The following is a 20,294-nucleotide window of genomic DNA, read 5'->3' as shown; positions in this document are numbered from 1 at the left end:
ATGAGTAAAGCAATCATAAAAATAGAAGATTTAAAACGAGAGTTTACCATGGGAACCGAGACGGTTCATGCATTAAGAGGTATTTCGTTTGATATTAAAGAAGGGGAATTTGTCACTATTATGGGATCAAGTGGTTCAGGAAAAAGTACCATGCTTAACATTTTAGGATGTTTAGATCAACCAACGTCTGGAACCTATGAAATTGATGGTGTTCGAGTGAAAGATTTATCTAGAAATGAATTGGCAACTATTCGAAACGAGAAAATTGGATTCATTTTTCAATCTTATAATTTATTAGCTAGAACATCGGCTATTGAAAACGTAGAATTACCACTGTTATATAACAGTAAAGTATCTACAGAAGAACGTAGAAGACGTGCTATTGAAGCTTTAGAGAAAGTAGGATTAGGAGAACGTTTACATCATACACCTTCGCAGCTTTCGGGAGGACAACAACAACGTGTGGCTATTGCCAGATCGTTGGTTAATAATCCAGTAATGATTTTAGCTGATGAAGCCACAGGGAATTTAGATACAAGAACGTCGTATGAGATAATGGCGTTATTTCAGGAGTTGAACAAACAAGGGATTACAATCACATTTGTTACGCACGAGCCAGATATAGCTACATTTAGCAGCAGAACTATTGTGTTAAAAGATGGTGAAGTGATGCAGGATTATGAGAATCATAACATTCAATCTGCAGCAAATGAATTGGCTAAATTACCTAAACAAGACGGTTAATTTTGAAATGCCATATCAAAATTCTAATATGAATTTATATGTAATTGTGGCATTCCATTTGACCTTAAAAAAACAATAAATATAAACAGATGAGACTATTAAATTTATTTAAAATCGCAACAAAAGCCATCATTCTTAATAAAACAAGAACCTTATTAACGATGCTTGGGATTATTATAGGTGTGGCTTCTGTTATTGCGATGTTAGCTATTGGAGAAGGCTCAAAAGAGAGCATTCGGACTACCATATCAAGTATGGGGTCTAATATGATAACGATAAAAGCAGGTGCGGACACACGAGGCGGTGTAAGGCAAGAGGCAAGTGTTATGGAATCGCTGACTTTAAGTGATTATAAAGCCATTAAAGCGCAATCGACTTTACTAAGTTATAGCACGCCAGTGGTAGAAGGTAAAGGACAAGTTATTAATGGGTCTAGCAACTGGCCATCCTCGATTTACGGTGTTAATCCTGAGTATTTAAACATCAAAGTGGTCGATTTACAAAGTGGGAGTATGTTTACAGATGCTGAGGTTCAAACAGCATCTAAAGTGGCTGTAATAGGTCAAACGGTTGTAGATAATATATTTCCTGATGGTCAAGAGCCTGTAGGGCAAATGATTCGTTTTAATAATATTCCGTTTAAAGTCATAGGTGTTTTAGAAGAAAAAGGAGAGAACACCTTTGGTCAAGATCAAGACGATGTAGTCATTGCACCTTATACAACGGTGCAAAAACGTATTTTGGCTATCGATCATTTAAATCAGATTATGTCATCTGCTATTAGTGAGGAAGATGCGCCAAATGCTGTTTTAGAAGTCTCTAAAATTTTAAGAGAACAACACAAATTAACCGATAGTGATACAGACGATTTTACTGTGCGTTCTATGGAAGAGTTAATTTCAACCTTCAGTTCAACTAGTGAAATGCTAACAATACTGCTAGTTGCGGTAGCTAGTATCTCTTTATTAATTGGAGGAATTGGGATTATGAATATCATGTATGTTTCCGTAAAAGAACGTACAAAAGAGATTGGGTTACGTATGGCTGTAGGAGGAAAGGGCTCCGATATTTTAATGCAATTTTTAATAGAAGCCATTTTAATAAGCATAACAGGTGGAGTTCTAGGTGTATTATTGGGGCTTGGAGCAACGGTGTTCATAGAAAAATTCTTAAATTGGCCTACAAGCGTGGCTATGTATTCTATAGTCATTTCTTTTGCAGTATGTGCTGTAACAGGTATCTTTTTTGGATGGTATCCAGCTAGAAAAGCATCGGCTTTAGATCCTATAACCGCGTTGCGTTACGAGTAATTACTTGTTAACTTAAATCAATATATTAAACTGAATTAAAGAACTAATGTACAAGAATAAAAACATAACCATCTTTTTACATCTGCTAGTTTGGCTAACATTATTTAGTTTGCCTTACTTGTTATCTTATAATCAAGATCAAGAGTTAGATAGAGTTAAAGCACATTTTTGGATTCCTTTGTTCTTTTCGGCTATTATCTTTTACTTCAACTATTTTGTGTTGATAGATCGTTTTTTGTTTCCTAAAAAAACGTTATTATTTATAGCGGTTAATATTGCATTGATAGGATTGTTCTTGTTTTTAAAAGAATATATTGAAGATAACTATTTTCAAGATATTTTAAAAAAGCGTCTCGCAAATACCGAGAGAACAGAACCTCCATTTAAAATGGCAATGTATATACAATTGTTATCATATTTAGCACCTTTATTCTTTTCAGTAGCATTAAAATCAACAAAACGTTGGGCTAAAACAGAAGCAGAACGTAAGGAAGCAGCTAATTTTAAATTGAAGTCGGAGTTACAGCATTTGCATTATCAATTGCAGCCACATTTCTTTTTTAATTCTTTAAATAACATTTATTCTTTAGTTGATATTTCGCCAGATCAAGCAAAATCTTCGATTCACAGTTTAAGTAAGTTAATGCGTTATATGCTGTATGAGACTAATTTAGAAGTGGTTCCGCTTAGTAAAGAAATCGATTTTCTTAAAAAGTATATCGATTTAATGAAGCTAAGAGTGTCCGATAAAACAAGTGTTAGCTATAGCTTTCCTATTAAAGAAACTGGTATTCAAATAGCACCATTATTATTTATTTCATTAATCGAAAATGCGTTTAAACATGGTGTTTCGGCGACTAAACCAAGTACTATTGATATTAATATGACTTGTGATGATAATACTGTTTTGTTTTCAGTTGAAAACCATAATTTCCCAAAGAAAACTGATGATAAAAGTGGTTCTGGTATAGGACTTCAGAATTTGGAAAAACGTTTAGAATTATTGTATTCGGATAAATTCAGCTTTAAAACTATTTTAAAAGATGACCACTTTTTAGTCACTTTAAAAATTGAAACCAATTAATTTTAATACTAATCTCATGAAAAATACGTCTATATTTTTCTTTTTTTTAATACTGTGCAGTACTCTTTATGCGCATGAGCATGGACATGGAACTCCTTTAAAACAATGGGAATTAACAAGTACTAATAAAACAATTCATGCTGATTTTATAAAATATGAAAATGATCAAGTTTGGCTTATGGATGGCAACCATACTGTTCAAACTTTTCAAATTTCAGACTTTTCCGAAGCAAATCAAAAATACATTAAAACTAAAAGTGAATTAATCGCTTCTTTAAATAGTAATGTTGCTGTCAAAACGGATTCTAAATCAAAATCTAGTTTTAATATAGGGCTTATTACTTTAGGTGTCTTTCTTTTACTCTTTTCTGTTTTTAAACTGATAAAACAAAAAAAAGCGGTGTACTTAACCCACGGTGCACTTGGTGTTGTTTTGCTTTTGGTGGTGTCGTGCAAAAACACGAGTACAACTAAAGCTATTACGGCGCAAGTACCAGCAAATAATGTGACATTGATGCAATCCTTTTTTGAAAAATTTGACGGTGTTACAACACATACAGACGACAACTATCTGTATATTTCATCAAATGGGTTACCAGATCATGACATGATGGTTGGTATTACAAATTGGCAACAACAAGTGCCTATTAATCAAAATTACACGGGTGATAATAGTTGGGCGATACCTACACACCCAAAAATGGCAGAACAGCCATTATCTACCAAAACCAATTTACTAAAAGGCGCGATTGCAGTTGCGGTAAATGGAATTCCTATTTTTAATCCTTTAAACAATAGAGGTGAAGATGCTAATTTTATTGGAGAATTAGATAATTGGGGCGGTCATTGTGGTCGGGCAGACGATTATCATTACCATTTATCACCATTGCACTTGCAAGATCAAGTAGGCGCTGGCAATCCAGTTGCTTATGCTGTAGATGGTTTTCCTGTTTATGGAGAAACAACTGATGTTTTAGATGAATATTTAGGAAAGACAAACGCAGATGGCTCTTATCAATATCACACTATTAAAGAATATCCTTATTTAATTGCTGGTATGAGAGGTGAAGTGATATTAGACCCAAAAACAAAAGCGCCAGAAAATCAAGTATATCCACAACCTAGAACACAAGAATTAAGACCGGCTTTAAGACCTCTACGAGGTGCTGAAATTATTGGTTTTAAAACTTTAGGAGAAAATTCATATGCGTTAACGTACAGTTTAGATTCGGAAGAACATATAATAAATTACAAATGGGACAATGAAGATAATTACAGCTATCAATTTATAAATCCTGAGGGTACAGCAACTGTTGAAACCTATAAACCAAGAGAAAAATGAAATATTCAAAATTAATAATACCCATTTTTTTTATTAGTTTAATGTCTTGCAATAACAATAAAAAAGCAACTACAAACGTAAATCATGATGATTTTAAAACCATCCATTCCAATTTTAAACTAAAGAGTATTGCTATAGAGAATGGTGTTTTATTAAATGCTTACAAATGTGAGAAAAAGGTAAATGCTATTGAAAACTCCATTCCATTGTCGTGGGAAAATGTTCCAGAAGGCACTAAGTCGTTGGCAGTTGTGATGTATCATTATCCGAAAAAAGATAATAAAACAGAAATTAATTCCTATCTATTGTTGTGGGATATAGATCCTGAAACAACAGAAATACCATATAAAATGGCATCTAAAGGCAATTGGTTTATGGGATCTAATAAGGATGGAACAGCAATATCATACACATCACCTTGTTCTCATGGAAAAGGTAAACACGAATACACTATTGCACTTTATGCCTTGTCAGAAACACCTGCTGCTTTACCAAAAGAACACAGTTTAAATGTTGACTATAATGTGTTTATGGATGCATTGGCTACTGTGGATATTGTAGATAGAACGACTTTAACATTTATAGACTCTAATTAAAAACAATCATAAAATGATACACTTAAAAAATACGACACTACTGCTTGTTTTAGCCTGTTTTACAATTATAGCTTGTAAAAATGGTGAAAACGGAAAAAAAACAACACCAGAAAATTTAGAAATATATAAAGGTACAGCATCTGTATCTCAAGGACCAGCGACAGTGTTAATTGAAAATATATTTGAATGTGATAGAGGTAGAGAAGCGCCAATTGGTACATCTACTGCAACAGATGGTAGTAAATGGACAGTTCCTGCAGAAGTAAATTTTACTGATGATAGTTTTCCTTTTGCATCAGATTTGTTTAATCCATGTACAAAAGTAGAATATAGATCGGCAGACGAAGCTTTAGCAGCATTAGACGGAACAGATATTATTGAGGTTGATGCCGATGGTGAAATAGTTACAGCCTATGTATTTGCCGATAACTATTTTGAAATGTATATTAACGGAACTCCTGTAGGTAAGGATAATGTGCCGTTTACGCAGTTTAATTCTAACATTGTTCGATTTAAGGTAAATACACCTTTTACAATTGCCATGAAATTGGTAGATTGGGAAGAGAATAGTGGCTTAGGCTCTGAAGCCAATAGAGGCCAAGCATTTCATCCAGGAGATGGCGGTATGGTCGCTGTTTTTAAAGATGCTAAAGGAGCTATAATTGCGACAACAAATGCTGATTGGAAAGCGCAAACATTTTATACAGCACCTTTAAGAGATTTATCTTGTGCTAGTGAAGAAGGGACTTTAAGATTAAGTGAAACATGCAGTACAGAAGATTCTAATGATGGCACATCATATTACGCCTTACATTGGAAAACACCTTCAAATTGGCAATCTGCAGATTTTGATGATACCAAATGGCCTAATGCTACCGAGTTTACAAACAATACTATAGGTGTAGATAATAAGCCTTCTTACACTAATTTTACAAATATTTTTGATGATAGTACAGTAGACGCTCAATTTATATGGTCAACAAATGTTATTTTAGATAATGAGGTTATTGTTCGATACACTGTAAAATAAGTTAGGACTACTTTTAATATATAAACCAAACGTATGAGCAATATAAAAATATCTTGTGTTATTGTAGATGATGAGCCTATGGCGCTTAATTTAGTAGAAAGTTATGTAAATAAAACACCGTTTTTACAACTAAAACAAAAATGTAGCAGTGCGATTGAAGCAATGGAGTTTATAAAAGAACAGCCTGTTGATTTGTTGTTTTTAGACATACAAATGCCAGATTTAACAGGCATAGAGTTTTCTAAAATGCTTCCAAAAGAAACACGTGTGGTTTTTACAACTGCTTTTGATCAATATGCTCTAGAAGGTTTTAAAGTCGAAGCTTTGGACTATTTATTAAAACCTTTTGATTATGCTGAGTTTCTAGCAGCAGCCAATAAAGCAAATCATTATTTCTCGTTGTTAAAAGGAAAACCACAAAACGAAGTTTCCGAAGCAAAAGAATTTCTTTTTGTAAAATCAGAATACAAACAATTACGAATTAAGCTGTCTGATGTCTTATATTTTGAAGGCCTGAAGGATTATATTAAAATTTGGTTAAAGGATAACCCGAAGCCTATTTTAACCTTAATGAGCTTAAAATCTTTGCAAGAAGAACTCCCAGAAACTCAGTTTTTACGTGTGCACCGTTCTTTTATTGTATCGTTAAAAAACATAGAAGTTATTGAGCGTAGTCAAATTATTATCAATGATCAACGTATTACGGTTTCTGAGCAGTATAAGCCTGCTTTTTTGGAATTTGTAAATAATAATTCACTTTAAAGCAAAATAACTATCTATTCATCTATATCTTCCTGTATTTGAAAGGTTGGAGCGCTTCACTCGGCTAATATTTCTGAGAATAGCTAATGCTCTGAGTACCTTTGTAACAACATAAAACCTCAATTAGTTATGAAAAAAATCACACTATCATTAGTTATAATAATAAGTTTATTTAGTTGTAATAGCGTTAAAAACGTAAGTACATCAAATTTGTCAGAAGCAACAGTATTATTGAGCTCATTAAACTCAAGCTCTTCAGTACAACAAATTGTAAGTCTTTTTAGTTTGTTAGATTCTAATAAAGATAAATCCATTAGTTCTACTGAAGCTATTGGATCAATTGCAGAACATTTTAGAGTTTTAGATGCGGATAGAAACTCAAGAATAGATATTACGGAATTAACAGGTTTGTCAAGGTTGCTGTAATAGTGTTTTTATTATAATTACGATATAAGGTTGAATAATATGGTCTACAAAATCATCGTTTTAGTAGATACAATTTAAGTATTGGTCTATTTCTATTTTTTTGAAAATTTATTCCTTCTATATTTAAACTATTGAAACAATATAGAGTCAAAGTATTGTTATAGAGTTACACCTTAAAACAATTAATTATGAAAACACTTATCAAAACATATGTGTTGCCAGTTGCTTTTTTATTAGCGTTGACAGTACAAGTATCAGCTCAAAACAGACGTGATACAAAAGAAAAAACAACAAAGACAACTAAAGCGGTGACAAAACGAACGGTTGCCGTAAGAGTGCCTAGTCATAAGGTCACTTATAAAACGCCTAAAAAGAAAGTAGTGGCTGTTAGAACTGTGCCAAACAGAACGGTTATTAATCACAAAGGGCATAACTATTATTATTCTAAAAATAAATTTTATACCCAATCAAGAGGACGCTATATTGTTATAGCACCAAAAGTAGGGTTCAGAATACAAGTGTTACCAGCAAACCATAAAAGGGTGCGTTTCAACAATCATAATTATTTTAACGTAAGCGGTATATTTTATACGCAAGTAAACAATGAATATGAAGTTGTTGAGCCAGAAGTGGGAACAGTTGTTTATGAGTTGCCAGAAGATTATGAAAAAGTGGTTTTGAATGATCAAACGTATTATGAGTATGCTAATGTGTTATACGAAAAAGTACAAGTCAATGGAACAAGAGCTTATGAAGTTGTTGGAATTATAGATATGGATTAAATTATTAAATTTTTTGGTTGATTTTTAATAATGGAAAAGGGGGTAATTATATAATTATCCCTTTTTTATTTAGAAATAATTAGGTTTTATATCTTTTGCTTCTATAACTTTAGTTTCAGTAATAAACTTCATAAAAAGATATAGTGACATATAATGGCAAATGAGTATTACGACCGTGAATGTCCTGGTGTAAAAAAAATATTCATTTATAGGTGATAATCCCAAGTTAAATATAGTTGCAATACCTGAAGTTAATAAGATGATACCATTGGCGTAATTATCATTTATATAGATGACAGCAAAGGTAAAGGCATAAATAAATAAGCATAAAGCACATACAAAAACAAAAATGAGATTGTTGTCAGGGATTTGGCCTATTAATAAATCTACAACAGCATAAATTAGATAACCAACAAGAGCAATACCTATAATAACAGATAAAGAAAGTAGGGATTTTAATTTGCTTTTAATTAGATACTTTTTAAGGAGCAAGGTGAATAGTATTAAGTATCCTGATGTTAAAAGAGATATGATATTAAAATAGTCGTGAAAAGAATAAAAAGTTAAAATATTAATACATAGAAAAGCTAGCATTGCCAGTAAAAATAGTGGTTCTGATTTTTTATGACGATTAGTTACATATTTTAAAATGATAGAAACAATTACTAGTGGAGAGCTGTAAAGTAGGTCTTCTTTTTCTAGTGTAATAGTTATAATCAAAGACGTTAAAAATGTGATAAAAAAGAAGACATCAAAAACATTACATTTCTTTAAAAAAAATAATGATTTTAATTTGTTTTTTGTCATTTTTACTAAGTTGTGTAGGGCAATTCTACCTCTACAATATAATTAATTGTTTTCTAAAAAACGATTAATTGTGATTAGAATCAATCTATAATATCGGTTTATTTAATTTGAATAACACTATTAATCTTGGTTTTTATAGTACTGTACATCATTTGATGTTTCAGTTATTTTGGGTTTAAAGAGTTACTTGTTAGCAATATCGAATATAAAATATTTTTAGTCCTTTGTTTGTTGTAATTTAACTTGTTTTACGATGAACAGTTATTTAATCAGTTGTAAAACAAGTGTTTACGTGTCGGTATTAATGTGGTGTGTTTTTTAGGGCTAAATGTATATAGCACTCCATTTAAAATTTATATAAATAAAAACGTAACCAATCTACTGTTTTTTGTGTACGCTAAATCTTCTTTTGCCAGTGAATGATTAATGCAATAAGATTTGAAACTAAAATTATTATTTTATTTATTAAATTTTTAAAAGCTAGTCTTAGATAAACACTCGCGTTTTGTGTTTATTAGTAAAATATGAAAAGGATAAGATGCTAAACAAGGTGATTGGCATAGTTGGTGGTTTTGGTACCTTATCACGCCTTGTTACTCGACGCGCAAACACCTCTTTTTAGTAACATATACTCTCCATTATTTTTAAATTCACGTATAGATGTTCCAGCGTAACGTCTAAACGTTTTAGATAAATGACTAACATCTGTAAACCCTAACTCGTCAGCAATTTGAGTTAATGTAAAATCAGAGTTTAGTAGTCTTATTTCTACTAATTTGAGCTTCGCTTTAATAATATATTCACGTAAAGGCATATTAACTTGTTTTTTAAAAAACTCGCTAACATAAGTTGGAGACATCATAAAGACATCGGACAGATTTTCGACTTTAAGCAACTCTGTTTTATCAATATTTTCATTAATATAAGTTAACATTTTTGTAATTCTATCATCCGAATTATTTTTAGGTAATTCAAAATAGCTCCCTTTTTTTACGTTCCTAATTAGTATTTCAAGAATGCTAGTCATTAGGCTTGTCACAAGGTTTATAGACGATTCTCCGTAGTTTCTAGATTCTTGCAAAATCATACTTATTAAGCTTTCTATATGGTTTCTATCTACATCATTCTTAATAATATCTCCTGGTAATTGGTTGTAATTTGATAAGATATAAGAAGCTTCTTTAAACCATTCATTTCTATCAATAGTAATGCGATTTATGTTTTTAAAGAATGAATCTGTGAATTTTAAAAACACAAATTGTGTAGGTTGCGCTATTGTAAATGAGTGGCATTTTAAAGGTGGTAACAAAAAGATGCTGCCTTTATTATAGGCGTGCTCGTTGTAGTTAATACATTGCGTTCCTGTACCGTTTTTAACTAAAACCAATTCAAAAAAGTTGTTTTTAACAGGGCGTTGTTTCCAATCTATTAATTCTATTTCTTGTATTTCGAAAGGTTTAAAAGCTTCAATTACTTGCATTTCTGTCTGATTTTTTACAATTTCTATTCAAATTTAGAGAAAAAAGAAATAACAACCTGATTTTTTATACTCATAACCTTTATTTATACATTAATATCCATTTAAAGTACATTAAAAGGGTTCAGTTCAACCATACCTTTGTATTGTATTTGAGACTAATCTTAAATCCATTTAAATATTATACTTATGAAGAAATCGTATTTAACAATTGTTGCAAGAATTTTAGTAAAAGAGGAACATAGAGCGTTTGTAAAAGCAGAACTATTAAAACTTTTAGATGTGACTAGAGCAGAGGAAGGTAATATAAGCTATGATCTACATCAGGATAATGATAATCCAAACTTCTTCATGTTTCATGAAAAATGGGTGAATCGTGAGTTATGGCAAAAACATATGGGTAATAAATATTTAGCGCATTATTTAAAAGTAACAGAAGGCAAGGTTGACGAGTTTATTTTAAATGAAATGACAGAAACGGTAAATTAGAAAAGTATACAGTTATAAATTATTTAATAGGGATTAGGATTTAAATTCTAATCCCTATTTTTGAATAAATCAAAACACTTTTAATGTTTAAACACCTTCAAAAACACTCCATTTTATCAATATCAATAAGTATCATATTTGCGTGTACATTGGTTGTGTTTTTTGCTACTGAAGCAAGTTATAATGCTATTGAAAGTGCTTCATTATGGGTGCGTAACTATTTTGGATATTTTTATCTGTATTTAGGTTTTGGTTGTGTTTTTGCGCTTTTGTTAATTGCGTTTTCAAAATATGGACGAATAAAACTAGGAAAGGCATCGTCTAAACCAGAATACTCTTTATGGTCTTGGACGGCTATGCTTTATAGTGCAGGAATGGGATCTGGTATTTTATTAAGAGCAGTGCAAGAGCCTGTTTTTATGCAACAAAAGCCGCCGTTTACTTCTGGTTTATCTGCGCAAACTGTCGCTTTAGAGTTTACGTTTTACCAATGGGGACTTACAGCGTGGGCTTTTTATGGACTTTTTGCAGTAATTGTTGGTTACGCCTTGCACGTCAAGAAAAAGAAGGTAAGAATAAGCGCAACTATAGAAGACGATGTTAAAAGCAAGACCTTAAAAAACAGTGTAGATGTTATAACTATTATAACGACTGTCTTTGGTTTGGTGGCTGCAATCGGATTAGGAACAACACAGATTAATGGTGGTTTAAATCATATTTCAAACCAAGATTTTGGACTAATAACTACAATTTTACTATGTGTGTTTATTTCTACTGTGGCTTGTTATTCTGCTTGGCAAGGTGTTAATAAAGGGATTAAAATATTCTCGAACTTAAATATCATTGTCACTTTTGCGATCTTGTTGTTTATCTTTTTTACCAGTGATGTAAAACAAATTTTAATAGCATTTTTTACGTCTACATATCATTATATAATCGATTTTGTGCCAATGAGTTTAGCGCTTGGCGATTATAATCCTGGTTTAGAATTCTTAACCGGTTGGACCTTTTACTATTGGGCCTTTTGGTTAGCATGGGCACCATTTACAGGTATATTTATTGCGCGTATTTCTAAAGGTCGTACCATAAGACAACTTCTATTGGGTGTTTTAATCATTCCGTCTTTGGGGACTTTTTTCTGGTTTTCCGTTTTCGGAACCTCTGCCTTTCAATTAATAGAAGAATGGGGAACTTATAATAATGAATTTAGCAACGTGTTTTCTTCCATTTTTGTATTCTTTGAACATTATCCGTTTGCGACATTTTTAAACATAACTTCAATTATATTATTGATCAGCTTTTTAATTACTTCTGTAGATTCGGCAGTATTTGTATTAAGTATGTTTACAGATAAAGGCGCTAAAAATCCAAGTAAAGCACATCGTGTTATCTGGTCTGTTTTTATTTTATTAGCAACAATAGCTTTAGTATTGTTGGGTAATATTAAGGCAGATATCAATGTTTTAGAAGCAGTACAACGTTTACTGATAATCACGTCGTTACCGTTCGCTTTCTTTATTATAATTATGTTGATTCTTTTTGTTAAGGACTTAAGGAAAAACAAAGCAATACCTCATAAAACAGAGCAGTAATTACTGTAAGTTTTTAGCTCTTTTTTCGATTAATATATAAACAATAAAAGTATGGATGTGTTTAGTCAACCTAACTTATTTTCTACAGATCAAGTCGTAAAAACAGTATTTGATTTACCAGGTGCAGATGTTACTTTATTCGAAAATTTCTTCAGCATAGAAGAAAGTAATGCCTTATATACAAGCCTATTAAATAATACAACTTGGGAGCAGGACCAAATGGCTATTTATGGTAAGCAAATAGATTTACCTAGACTTACAGCATGGTATGGTGATACGGATTTAGAAGTTGCTTATGTTGGAAAAACAACAAAGTTACGTCCTTGGACTGCAGAATTAATAAAAATCAAGGAACGTATAGAGCAGGAGGTCGATGTCAAGTTTACACGATGCTTACTTAATTATTATCGCGACGGAAAAGACAGTGTAGATTGGCATCAAGATTATGAAGTCGGTAAACGTAAAAACACGGTAATTGGATCGGTAACTTTAGGAGCCACACGACCGTTTCAGTTAAAACACGCCACACGCAAGGATTTAAAACGTATCGAAATTCCGTTAGCCCATGGTAGCATGCTAATAATGCAAGGTACGACACAAGAAAACTGGAAACACAAAATCCCTAAAACAGTAAAACCAATTTTACCAAGAATTAACTTAACCTTTAGATGGGTTCAGTAAATTTTTTTGGTATTAATAAAGGATTACGATGGTTTTAAAAGTATAAATGGTTGGCTAAAGTCAAGTTATTTCATGAAAATTAAGAAATATTTATGTTTTTCAAAGTCTAAAACCTCCATTTATACCTAATTCACCTTTTTTTATACTTCAATTTACCTGTGTACTGGTTTTATCTTTGTATCAAATTAAGAACTAATCATTAAAACATATAAAATGAATACACCAAACATAGCAAAAGAAGATATATTAAACGCTTTCAATTTTAGACATGCAACAAAGGAATTTGATGCCACTAAAAAGGTTTCCGATGAGGATATGAAATTCATCTTAGAAACAGCACATTTATCACCAAGTTCATTTGGTTTCGAACCTTGGCATTTTATCGTAGTTCAAGATAAAGAGTTACGTGAGTTATTAAAACCTGTTGCTTGGGGAGCGCCTTTAAAATTGGATACTGCTAGTCATTTTGTATTAGGTTTAAGTATGAAAGCGCCTATGGTTAAACACGATTCTGAATATATTATGCACATGATGAAGGATGTAAAACAATTACCACAAGAGGTTATTGATATGTATTCTACATTTTACAGAGAGTTTCAAGAGCGTGATTTTGATTTAGATACAGACAAAAAGTTATTCGATTGGTCTTCTAAACAAACCTACATTGCGTTAGGTAATATGATGACTGCTGCTGCTTTGACAGGAATTGATTCTTGTCCAATTGAAGGATTTCATCAAGAAAAAGCAGAAGCGTTATTAAAAGAAAAGTTCGGCGTAGATACAGATAAATATGGTTTATCATTTATGGCTGCTTTTGGTTACAGAAAATCAGATCCAGAATTCGGGAAATCAAGACGTAATTTTGAAGATATTGTAACATTTAAGTAAGCCGAAAATATTAAAAATTCGATCCAATCGTAATCATTAATAGCACTAATTTTATAAAACAAAAAAGCTATCGTTTTGGTGGCTTTTTTTGTTTACAATTAATTCTCTTCAAATAAAAACTCACCTTTGGTTTCGGCAGCGTGTAATCCCCAATCAACAATTAGGTTTAAAATCGGAACCAATGTTTGCCCAAACTCTGTAAGCGTATATTCTACTTTTAAAGGCGGTTTTTTAGTAAATACTTTTCTGTTTACTATTCCATCAGCTTCTAATTGTTTTAACTGTAAACTCAACGTACGCTCAGTAATACCAGGGATTTCTTTACGTAATTCATTATAGCGTTTTTTATCGCCTATTAAGTGGGTAAGTATAACACTCTTCCATTTACCGCCAATCAATTCCATTGCTGCGCTTGTTGGGCAGAATGATATTTTATCATTGATTTTAATTTTTGGTTTCTTTTCAAACAGTTCTTTTCTGTCCATTTCTTAAATATTAAATGTCTGACAAAGATATAAAGCTTTACTATAGTATGCAACTATACTTTTTATAGTGAAAATATTATTATTTATTGTGTTGTATTACAATGATTTATGATTATATTTTTATACTATACTTTGTGACCGTTATTGACACGTATCAACTCTATATCTATATTTGCACTATAATTTTGATAGTATTAATAATCAACAAGTTAATAAATAGTAAAAATGAATCTAACAGAAATATTAAACAACCGCTACTCAGCAAAAGAATTTGATGCAACTAAGAAAATATCAGATGCGGATTTTCAACAAATAAAAGATGTACTGCGTTTAAGTCCTTCTAGTGTAAACCTACAACCTTGGCATTTTTTAATTGCAGATACTCAAGAAGGTAAAGAGCGAATTGCAAAAGGTACAGAAGGATTTTTCAAATTCAATACACCAAAAGTCTTAGATGCATCTCACGTAATTGTTATCGCAGCTCGCACAGATGCAGATGAGGATTATATGAATAGCATTTTGGAGCAAGAAGACCAAGATGGTCGCTTTGCAGCACAAGAGTATAAAGATCAAATGCACGGTGGTCGTATGCTATTTGCAAACATTCACCGCTACGATCTTAAAGATTTACCACACTGGATGGAAAAGCAAGTGTATCTAAATATGGGCGCACTTCTATTAGGCGCAGCTGCCTTAGGTATTGATGCTTGCCCAATGGAAGGGGTAGACGTAAAAGCATTAGATGAAGAATTTAGCTTACGTGAAAAAGGCTTCACCACTCTAGCGGTTGTGTCTTTAGGTTATAGAAAAGACAGTGACTTTAATGCAAAATTACCAAAGTCAAGGTTTCCTGAAGAAACAGTTATTACTCAGTTATAATCAAATTTAAAACCATAAAAATTATGAAGAAGTTTTTAAAAATAATTGGAGGAATTATTGGAGTATTAGTGATTGCTGTAGCAGTCATATACTTCTTCTTTCCAAAGGTTCTTGTAGACCAAACCAATGCCAGCTATGCTCGTGCTGCCAGTCTTGAGAAAAAAATGATTGAAATAAATGGTTACACTGTTCATTTCTATGAAAGTGAAGGGGAAGATGATAAGCCAGACTTTGTTCTTGTTCACGGTATGGGAGATGATAAAAGTAGTTTTTTACAAACGGCTAAATTTTTATCAGAAGACTATCATTTAATTCTACCCGATTTAGCGGGTCACGGTGAAAATGAAAGAAAAGAAGGACTTGATTATTCCATAGATGGACAAGCAACTTTTCTGAAGTCCTTTTTAGTGGAACTTGGTGTAAGTCAATTTAACCTTATCGGTAACTCAATGGGCGGACATACCGCTGCAGCATATGCCATTAAATATCCCAATGACCTTACCAATTTGATCTTACTAGATGCTGCGGGTATTAAAATAGATGACCACGTTGTGTATGGTGGTTTTGGTAAAGAAATTGAAAACAAAGAAGAATTGGATGCTGTGCTTTCACGTGTCTTTTACAAAGTACCGGACCTTCCTGGACCTATAGCCGATTATATGATAGAAACGGTTAACAATAGTAAAGATTTTGTTGATGGTTCTTTAATTCCTGCTATTAAAAACGGAAAATATTTCAATCTAAAAGATGATGTACAATCTATAAAAGTACCCACATTAGTCTTGCAAGGTAGACACGATGAAGTGGTAATGTTTAATGTGGCAGAGTACTACAGAGACCACATCCCCAATGCGAAGTTAGTAGTTCTTGAAAACGCATCGCACTCTCCACAATTAGAAATTCCAGAGGAAGTAGCTAATGATATTAAAAAATTCATTTCTAACACTAAATAAATTATGGAAACAGATACAAAAATTGTTCACGCAGCTATCGTACAATATCACCGTTGGTATCTTTTTTATGAACGTGATTTTGAAAACAAACAGCGATTAGAAAATCAGTTAGAAATTTTAGCAGATGATATAAAAATGAAATCAGCAGCTGGAGAAATGCAAGGCAAAGCGAATTATCCTGAAAGATTAAAAGTTTATAAAGGATGGAAGAATGCGCATCATATTCAAAATATAGTAGTTAATAAATTAGAGAACGGTACTATTAATTTAGAAGCTGATATTATATATCAAAATTTAAAATCAGACGGTTCTAATGACAGTTATCCTTTGCATTACAGCACATTTTTAAAAGAAGTTCCTGGTGCACTTTTACCTGTATTTACAGAAATCAATATTAAGCCTACTGGCGAGATTAAAGACCCAATGTTTGAGGATGCTTATCCAGAAAACCGAATGTTATCCCTTATGCACTACTGGCTCTTAAATATGGAACAGTTAGATGGTAATGTTGCGCCTTTTAAAGAATTACTAGCTGAAGGTTTTAAACTTAATTTTTCAACAAATAGCGAACCTATTGTTACCGTAGAGCAATTAGAACAGTGGTTGAATGGAACACCAAAACAATTGAAGGAAAGCAGTCATTTTCCAGAGAATTTTACAGTAAGAGTAATTTCAGAAAAGGAATATGAAGTCAATGTGGATTTTGTTTGGAAAGGGATTTCAAAAGAGAATCAGAAATTAACCGCAACTACCGCACACCATTGGATTGTAAAGGATAATCCAAATGACAGATTTGCAAAAATAAAAGAGGTTACCATTATTCAAAAAGTGCCACTTACTCCATTAAATTAAAAGATACTTCAATTATAAAGAACATTATTATGAAAAGTACAATAGTAAAATTTACAGCAAAGCCAGAACACAAAAACACGTTTGCAGCAACACTTAAAGAAGCACAAACGGCAACCCAAAAAGAAACTGGTAATAAGGAGATTAAAGTATTTGTATCTAAAGCAGAAGACAATGTGTTTTTTGTTTACGAACGTTGGGCAGACAAGGCTGCTATTACATCTCACGATAAAGAGCCACATACCAAAAAGTTAATGGAAGTAGGACAGACCGCCTTACAGTCGGCTCCTGATTTCTACTTTTTAGGCGATACAAATCCCCTTCCGGACCATTCTAAAACTGCAAATCCCGAAGATGACGTATTTATTATTTTCTTCATTTTTAAATTAAAAACTGAATTTAGAGAAGCACTTCTTGAACAGTTTGAAGATCACATTACCCACACAAGAAAAGAGGAAGAAGGCAACATCCTTTTTGATTTATATACAGTAGATAATCAAGAAGATACTCTAGCAGTTTATGAGCATTGGAGAAAAGAATCTGATGTTTGGGACATTCACTTTAATCAACCTTATGCAGTAAAAACAGGCAAACTGATGGAAGAAGCTGTCATTGGTGATTTAAAGCAGTATATGAATTTCGTTACAGAAATTTAAGAGAAATCAATAATCAACTAAAAGGCACTATTATGAAAAAAGCAATTCTATTATTTTCCTTGGCAATTTTAGCAAGCTGTGGAAATCAGGATAAAAAAGAGGCGGTTTCAACTACAGAAACGCAAGATCACGAACATCCGCATCCACACAACGTATATGAAAACGGATTAGCACCACATACGGAAAATACCATTCATCAATATGCGCCAACGGTTGCGTTGTTAAATAGTATATATGAAGGTGATTTTACGCCAGAACAAATGGTACAGCAAGGTAATATCGGTATTGGTACCGTAAATCACTTAGCAGGTGAGCTGGTTGCTGTAGATGGTGTGGTATATACTATTGATGCGGAAGGCGGAATTAAAGAGGCTCCAGAAGATTTAGAATCGCCTAATATGACGATGATAAATTTTCAACCTAAAAAAACGGTAACCGTTGAAAACATTACCTCTTACGAAGAATTAAACAAAGAACTTCAAAAATACTCTACTTCTAAAAATAGTTTTTATGCCTACAGAATTAAAGGAGAGTTTGGATATCTAAAAATGGCATCGGCACATAAAGTAGAAAATGAAGATGTTTCTCTATTTGAATATTTAGATACAAGAGTAATGTATACTAGAGAAAATATCAAAGGAACTTTAGTCGGTTTATTTACGCCAGATTATATTGGAAACGTAGTGATACCAGGAATGCACTTTCACTTTTTATCTGAAGATATAACACTGGGAGGACATTTAGAAGATATCAAGTTTGATAAACTTCAAGTAGAAATTCAAGAAATAAACCAAGTCAATTTGCAGCTTCCTCAAACTGAAAAATTCAGAAACAAAACGTTAAAGCAAGGTGCCTCACCAAAGGCAACCGCAAAGCAAAACGGTAAATAAGAAGATTATGAAAAAGTACATCATTTTGGTTTTAGCATTGTCTTTCTCTTTTGCAAGTAATGCGCAAAACACAAAAGAAGACAACTATAAAACAGGCGTAAAAATTGTTAACGAGGTTAATGGCGAAGGAGCTTCAAAAGGATTAGAAGTAGCTTTTAAAAGTATCTCTCCAGATATGGCAGATTATATTATTCGCTATGGTTTTGGGGAAATTTATAACAGACCAGGCTTAGATTTTAAGACAAAAGAATTATTAATAATTGCTAGTCTTACTACACAAGCTAATGCAAAATCGCAGTTAAAATCACATATAAAGGCTGCCTTAAATTTAGGTGTTACGCCAAATGAGATTTCAGAAACTATGATTTTATTAAGCTTGTATACGGGCTTTCCAGCTGCAAATAATGGCATTTTTGCGTTAAAGGAAGTTTTAGAAGAAACAAACTATAAAGCATCTAATCACATAAATACAACACAACAATTAGTTAAAAACTGGGAGTTAGATGGTTTTTCTATGCCTGAGTCTATTGTGGCATCACCAACAGAGAATTGGTTATATGTTTCTAACGTAAATCAAAATAACAAAGGGTATATAAGTAGAATTTCAAAGGATGGAAAAGTTGATAATTATAAATGGGTAACTGGTTTAAATTCGCCTGCAGGCTTGGCATTATATCAAGACAAATTATACGTTGGCGATGGTAAGGAGCTTCATATTATCAATGTTAAAAATGGTAAAGTCGTAAATAGCATTACTTCTCCAGATGTTGTGTCCTTAAATGATGTCGTGGTTTCTAAAAACGGACAGGTTTTTATCTCTGATATAGCAAGTGGTAAAATTTTCACATTAGAAAATAACAAATTAGAGGTTTGGTTTCAAACATCTGAAATTAAGCATCCAAACGGATTATTTATACAAGATAATCAGTTAGTTATTGCCGATTATGGAGCAGAGTTAAGTCAGACAATTACTGCAAGTAATTTCGGGAGTATGTATTCGGTAAATATTACCAATAAGTCTTACCAAATAATTACAAGCGCGTATAAATTAGGTGGTTTAGATGGTGTTACTTCTGTTAATAACGGGTATTTGGTAAGCAGTAATACTAATGGCGAGCTGTTTTTTATTAATTCAAATGAAAAAAAGCTCATTGGAAACTTCCCTAAAGGTTTAGCAGACATTAGTATACAGGACAATTTGCTTTACACACCTTTAATTTTCAGTAACAAGATACAAGTCTATAATTTATCTACCGATTCTAATATTAGTGTAGAAAATTGGAAACGAATAAACACAAAAGAAGAATATTTAAAGTTGGCTGCCGATAATTTTTATGGAGACAAAGACGGACAATCTGTTGCTACTCACGACGGTCAAATATTTGGAGTTTTTGGAGGTAAAGTTTTGACAGGTACTTGGGATTGGAAGAATAATTTTTTCACCAGAACAAGCAAAATCGGAGATATGGATTTAGGGTATGATGAACTTGTAATTGAAGTTACCGATACCAAAATGCGCTTAACACTTAAGCAAGGCAAGGGAATGACCATTGTCTACAATAAAAAATAATT

Annotated in this window: 22 protein-coding genes; 19 read left to right on the top strand and 3 right to left on the bottom strand. The window is 32.3% G+C overall.

Translation table 11 applies throughout. The annotated features are described in order from the left end of the window. The 9 genes from H0I26_RS13220 to H0I26_RS13180 all read left to right on the top strand — a co-directional run bounded on the left by H0I26_RS13220 (nucleotide 1) and on the right by H0I26_RS13180 (nucleotide 8,076). Nucleotides 1-744 (top strand): ABC transporter ATP-binding protein, encoded by a 744-nt coding sequence (locus tag H0I26_RS13220; RefSeq protein WP_101018661.1) that lies wholly within the window; start codon nucleotides 1-3, stop codon nucleotides 742-744. Nucleotides 745-833: 89 nt separating this feature from the next. Next, nucleotides 834-2,054, top strand: coding sequence for an ABC transporter permease (locus H0I26_RS13215; RefSeq protein ID WP_101018660.1), 1,221 nt, complete (start codon nucleotides 834-836; stop codon nucleotides 2,052-2,054). Nucleotides 2,055-2,100: 46 nt separating this feature from the next. Beyond that, nucleotides 2,101-3,138, top strand: coding sequence for a sensor histidine kinase (locus H0I26_RS13210; RefSeq protein WP_218699520.1), 1,038 nt, complete (start codon nucleotides 2,101-2,103; stop codon nucleotides 3,136-3,138). Nucleotides 3,139-3,154: 16 nt separating this feature from the next. Then, complete coding sequence (locus H0I26_RS13205) at nucleotides 3,155-4,480, top strand: YHYH protein (protein ID WP_218699519.1); 1,326 nt, start codon at nucleotides 3,155-3,157, stop codon at nucleotides 4,478-4,480. After that, nucleotides 4,477-5,076: a YbhB/YbcL family Raf kinase inhibitor-like protein gene (locus tag H0I26_RS13200; protein WP_218699518.1), complete on the top strand. Its 600-nt coding sequence runs from the start codon at nucleotides 4,477-4,479 to the stop codon at nucleotides 5,074-5,076. Before H0I26_RS13205 ends, H0I26_RS13200 begins: the two co-directional genes overlap by 4 nt. A 13-nt stretch (nucleotides 5,077-5,089) precedes the next feature. After that, nucleotides 5,090-6,106 carry a hypothetical protein gene (locus H0I26_RS13195; protein ID WP_218699517.1) on the top strand — a complete coding sequence of 339 codons (1,017 nt, stop codon included), beginning with the start codon at nucleotides 5,090-5,092 and terminating at the stop codon, nucleotides 6,104-6,106. Nucleotides 6,107-6,139: 33 nt separating this feature from the next. Continuing rightward, nucleotides 6,140-6,868, top strand: a complete 729-nt coding sequence (locus H0I26_RS13190) for a LytR/AlgR family response regulator transcription factor (protein ID WP_218699516.1) — start codon at nucleotides 6,140-6,142, stop codon at nucleotides 6,866-6,868. A 129-nt stretch (nucleotides 6,869-6,997) separates the two neighbouring features. Further along, nucleotides 6,998-7,294, top strand: a complete 297-nt coding sequence (locus tag H0I26_RS13185) for a hypothetical protein (protein ID WP_218699515.1) — start codon at nucleotides 6,998-7,000, stop codon at nucleotides 7,292-7,294. Nucleotides 7,295-7,482: 188 nt separating this feature from the next. Next, the gene (locus H0I26_RS13180) at nucleotides 7,483-8,076 is read left to right on the top strand and encodes a DUF6515 family protein (RefSeq protein WP_101018654.1); all 594 of its coding nucleotides are present in this window, start codon (nucleotides 7,483-7,485) and stop codon (nucleotides 8,074-8,076) included. A gap of 69 nt (nucleotides 8,077-8,145) precedes the next feature. On the opposite strand, the gene H0I26_RS13175 is transcribed toward H0I26_RS13180, so the two are convergent. Both H0I26_RS13175 and H0I26_RS13170 read right to left on the bottom strand, forming a co-directional pair. After that, nucleotides 8,146-8,883, bottom strand: coding sequence for a hypothetical protein (locus H0I26_RS13175; protein WP_101018653.1), 738 nt, complete (start codon nucleotides 8,881-8,883; stop codon nucleotides 8,146-8,148). A 583-nt stretch (nucleotides 8,884-9,466) separates the two neighbouring features. Then, nucleotides 9,467-10,363, bottom strand: coding sequence for an AraC family transcriptional regulator (locus tag H0I26_RS13170; RefSeq protein ID WP_218699514.1), 897 nt, complete (start codon nucleotides 10,361-10,363; stop codon nucleotides 9,467-9,469). A gap of 186 nt (nucleotides 10,364-10,549) precedes the next feature. On the opposite strand from H0I26_RS13170, the gene H0I26_RS13165 reads away from it, so the two are divergent. The 4 genes from H0I26_RS13165 to H0I26_RS13150 all read left to right on the top strand — a co-directional run bounded on the left by H0I26_RS13165 (nucleotide 10,550) and on the right by H0I26_RS13150 (nucleotide 14,010). Continuing rightward, on the top strand, nucleotides 10,550-10,849 hold the full coding sequence (locus tag H0I26_RS13165) for a putative quinol monooxygenase (protein ID WP_218699513.1): 300 nt from the start codon (nucleotides 10,550-10,552) through the stop codon (nucleotides 10,847-10,849). An 83-nt stretch (nucleotides 10,850-10,932) separates the two neighbouring features. Next, nucleotides 10,933-12,441 carry a BCCT family transporter gene (locus H0I26_RS13160; protein WP_218699512.1) on the top strand — a complete coding sequence of 503 codons (1,509 nt, stop codon included), beginning with the start codon at nucleotides 10,933-10,935 and terminating at the stop codon, nucleotides 12,439-12,441. A 51-nt stretch (nucleotides 12,442-12,492) separates the two neighbouring features. Next, nucleotides 12,493-13,122: an alpha-ketoglutarate-dependent dioxygenase AlkB family protein gene (locus H0I26_RS13155; RefSeq protein WP_218699511.1), complete on the top strand. Its 630-nt coding sequence runs from the start codon at nucleotides 12,493-12,495 to the stop codon at nucleotides 13,120-13,122. A gap of 213 nt (nucleotides 13,123-13,335) precedes the next feature. After that, nucleotides 13,336-14,010, top strand: a complete 675-nt coding sequence (locus tag H0I26_RS13150) for an NAD(P)H-dependent oxidoreductase (RefSeq protein ID WP_218699510.1) — start codon at nucleotides 13,336-13,338, stop codon at nucleotides 14,008-14,010. A 98-nt stretch (nucleotides 14,011-14,108) separates the two neighbouring features. On the opposite strand, the gene H0I26_RS13145 is transcribed toward H0I26_RS13150, so the two are convergent. Then, on the bottom strand, nucleotides 14,109-14,495 hold the full coding sequence (locus H0I26_RS13145) for a winged helix-turn-helix transcriptional regulator (protein ID WP_218699509.1): 387 nt from the start codon (nucleotides 14,493-14,495) through the stop codon (nucleotides 14,109-14,111). Nucleotides 14,496-14,720: 225 nt separating this feature from the next. On the opposite strand from H0I26_RS13145, the gene nfsB reads away from it, so the two are divergent. Genes nfsB through H0I26_RS13115 form a run of 6 tightly spaced genes read left to right on the top strand, consistent with a single transcriptional unit; the run spans nucleotide 14,721 to nucleotide 20,292 of the window. Further along, complete coding sequence (gene nfsB, locus H0I26_RS13140; protein ID WP_218699508.1) at nucleotides 14,721-15,374, top strand: oxygen-insensitive NAD(P)H nitroreductase; 654 nt, start codon at nucleotides 14,721-14,723, stop codon at nucleotides 15,372-15,374. A 23-nt stretch (nucleotides 15,375-15,397) separates the two neighbouring features. After that, nucleotides 15,398-16,327: an alpha/beta fold hydrolase gene (locus tag H0I26_RS13135; protein WP_218699507.1), complete on the top strand. Its 930-nt coding sequence runs from the start codon at nucleotides 15,398-15,400 to the stop codon at nucleotides 16,325-16,327. Nucleotides 16,328-16,330: 3 nt separating this feature from the next. Continuing rightward, nucleotides 16,331-17,179: a hypothetical protein gene (locus H0I26_RS13130; protein ID WP_218699506.1), complete on the top strand. Its 849-nt coding sequence runs from the start codon at nucleotides 16,331-16,333 to the stop codon at nucleotides 17,177-17,179. A gap of 29 nt (nucleotides 17,180-17,208) precedes the next feature. Continuing rightward, nucleotides 17,209-17,832 carry a putative quinol monooxygenase gene (locus tag H0I26_RS13125; RefSeq protein WP_218699505.1) on the top strand — a complete coding sequence of 208 codons (624 nt, stop codon included), beginning with the start codon at nucleotides 17,209-17,211 and terminating at the stop codon, nucleotides 17,830-17,832. Between the two features lie 32 nt (nucleotides 17,833-17,864). Then, nucleotides 17,865-18,722: an acetolactate decarboxylase gene (gene budA, locus H0I26_RS13120; RefSeq protein WP_218699504.1), complete on the top strand. Its 858-nt coding sequence runs from the start codon at nucleotides 17,865-17,867 to the stop codon at nucleotides 18,720-18,722. A gap of 7 nt (nucleotides 18,723-18,729) precedes the next feature. Further along, entirely contained in the window at nucleotides 18,730-20,292 is a 1,563-nt protein-coding gene (locus H0I26_RS13115) for a carboxymuconolactone decarboxylase family protein (protein ID WP_218699503.1), read from the top strand. Nucleotides 20,293-20,294: the final 2 nt, after the last annotated feature.

Source organism: Olleya sp. HaHaR_3_96 (genome assembly GCF_019278545.1).
In the GTDB taxonomy this organism is placed as follows: domain Bacteria; phylum Bacteroidota; class Bacteroidia; order Flavobacteriales; family Flavobacteriaceae; genus Olleya.
Note: the sequence above shows the minus strand (reverse complement) of the source record. Positions and strands in the feature narration are given on the sequence as shown.

What these genes read in the sequence shown, in the direction of transcription:
- H0I26_RS13170 (WP_218699514.1), bottom strand. Translation starts at nt 10,363, where the DNA reads ATGCAAGTAATTGAAGCTTTTAAACCTTTCGAAATACAAGAAATAGAA.
- H0I26_RS13180 (WP_101018654.1), top strand. Translation starts at nt 7,483, where the DNA reads ATGAAAACACTTATCAAAACATATGTGTTGCCAGTTGCTTTTTTATTA.
- H0I26_RS13160 (WP_218699512.1), top strand. Translation starts at nt 10,933, where the DNA reads ATGTTTAAACACCTTCAAAAACACTCCATTTTATCAATATCAATAAGT.
- H0I26_RS13205 (WP_218699519.1), top strand. Translation starts at nt 3,155, where the DNA reads ATGAAAAATACGTCTATATTTTTCTTTTTTTTAATACTGTGCAGTACT.
- H0I26_RS13210 (WP_218699520.1), top strand. Translation starts at nt 2,101, where the DNA reads ATGTACAAGAATAAAAACATAACCATCTTTTTACATCTGCTAGTTTGG.
- H0I26_RS13115 (WP_218699503.1), top strand. Translation starts at nt 18,730, where the DNA reads ATGAAAAAGTACATCATTTTGGTTTTAGCATTGTCTTTCTCTTTTGCA.
- H0I26_RS13155 (WP_218699511.1), top strand. Translation starts at nt 12,493, where the DNA reads ATGGATGTGTTTAGTCAACCTAACTTATTTTCTACAGATCAAGTCGTA.
- H0I26_RS13215 (WP_101018660.1), top strand. Translation starts at nt 834, where the DNA reads ATGAGACTATTAAATTTATTTAAAATCGCAACAAAAGCCATCATTCTT.
- H0I26_RS13220 (WP_101018661.1), top strand. Translation starts at nt 1, where the DNA reads ATGAGTAAAGCAATCATAAAAATAGAAGATTTAAAACGAGAGTTTACC.
- H0I26_RS13195 (WP_218699517.1), top strand. Translation starts at nt 5,090, where the DNA reads ATGATACACTTAAAAAATACGACACTACTGCTTGTTTTAGCCTGTTTT.
- H0I26_RS13190 (WP_218699516.1), top strand. Translation starts at nt 6,140, where the DNA reads ATGAGCAATATAAAAATATCTTGTGTTATTGTAGATGATGAGCCTATG.
- H0I26_RS13165 (WP_218699513.1), top strand. Translation starts at nt 10,550, where the DNA reads ATGAAGAAATCGTATTTAACAATTGTTGCAAGAATTTTAGTAAAAGAG.
- budA (WP_218699504.1), top strand. Translation starts at nt 17,865, where the DNA reads ATGAAAAAAGCAATTCTATTATTTTCCTTGGCAATTTTAGCAAGCTGT.
- H0I26_RS13135 (WP_218699507.1), top strand. Translation starts at nt 15,398, where the DNA reads ATGAAGAAGTTTTTAAAAATAATTGGAGGAATTATTGGAGTATTAGTG.
- H0I26_RS13175 (WP_101018653.1), bottom strand. Translation starts at nt 8,883, where the DNA reads ATGACAAAAAACAAATTAAAATCATTATTTTTTTTAAAGAAATGTAAT.
- H0I26_RS13130 (WP_218699506.1), top strand. Translation starts at nt 16,331, where the DNA reads ATGGAAACAGATACAAAAATTGTTCACGCAGCTATCGTACAATATCAC.
- H0I26_RS13125 (WP_218699505.1), top strand. Translation starts at nt 17,209, where the DNA reads ATGAAAAGTACAATAGTAAAATTTACAGCAAAGCCAGAACACAAAAAC.
- H0I26_RS13200 (WP_218699518.1), top strand. Translation starts at nt 4,477, where the DNA reads ATGAAATATTCAAAATTAATAATACCCATTTTTTTTATTAGTTTAATG.
- H0I26_RS13145 (WP_218699509.1), bottom strand. Translation starts at nt 14,495, where the DNA reads ATGGACAGAAAAGAACTGTTTGAAAAGAAACCAAAAATTAAAATCAAT.
- H0I26_RS13185 (WP_218699515.1), top strand. Translation starts at nt 6,998, where the DNA reads ATGAAAAAAATCACACTATCATTAGTTATAATAATAAGTTTATTTAGT.
- nfsB (WP_218699508.1), top strand. Translation starts at nt 14,721, where the DNA reads ATGAATCTAACAGAAATATTAAACAACCGCTACTCAGCAAAAGAATTT.
- H0I26_RS13150 (WP_218699510.1), top strand. Translation starts at nt 13,336, where the DNA reads ATGAATACACCAAACATAGCAAAAGAAGATATATTAAACGCTTTCAAT.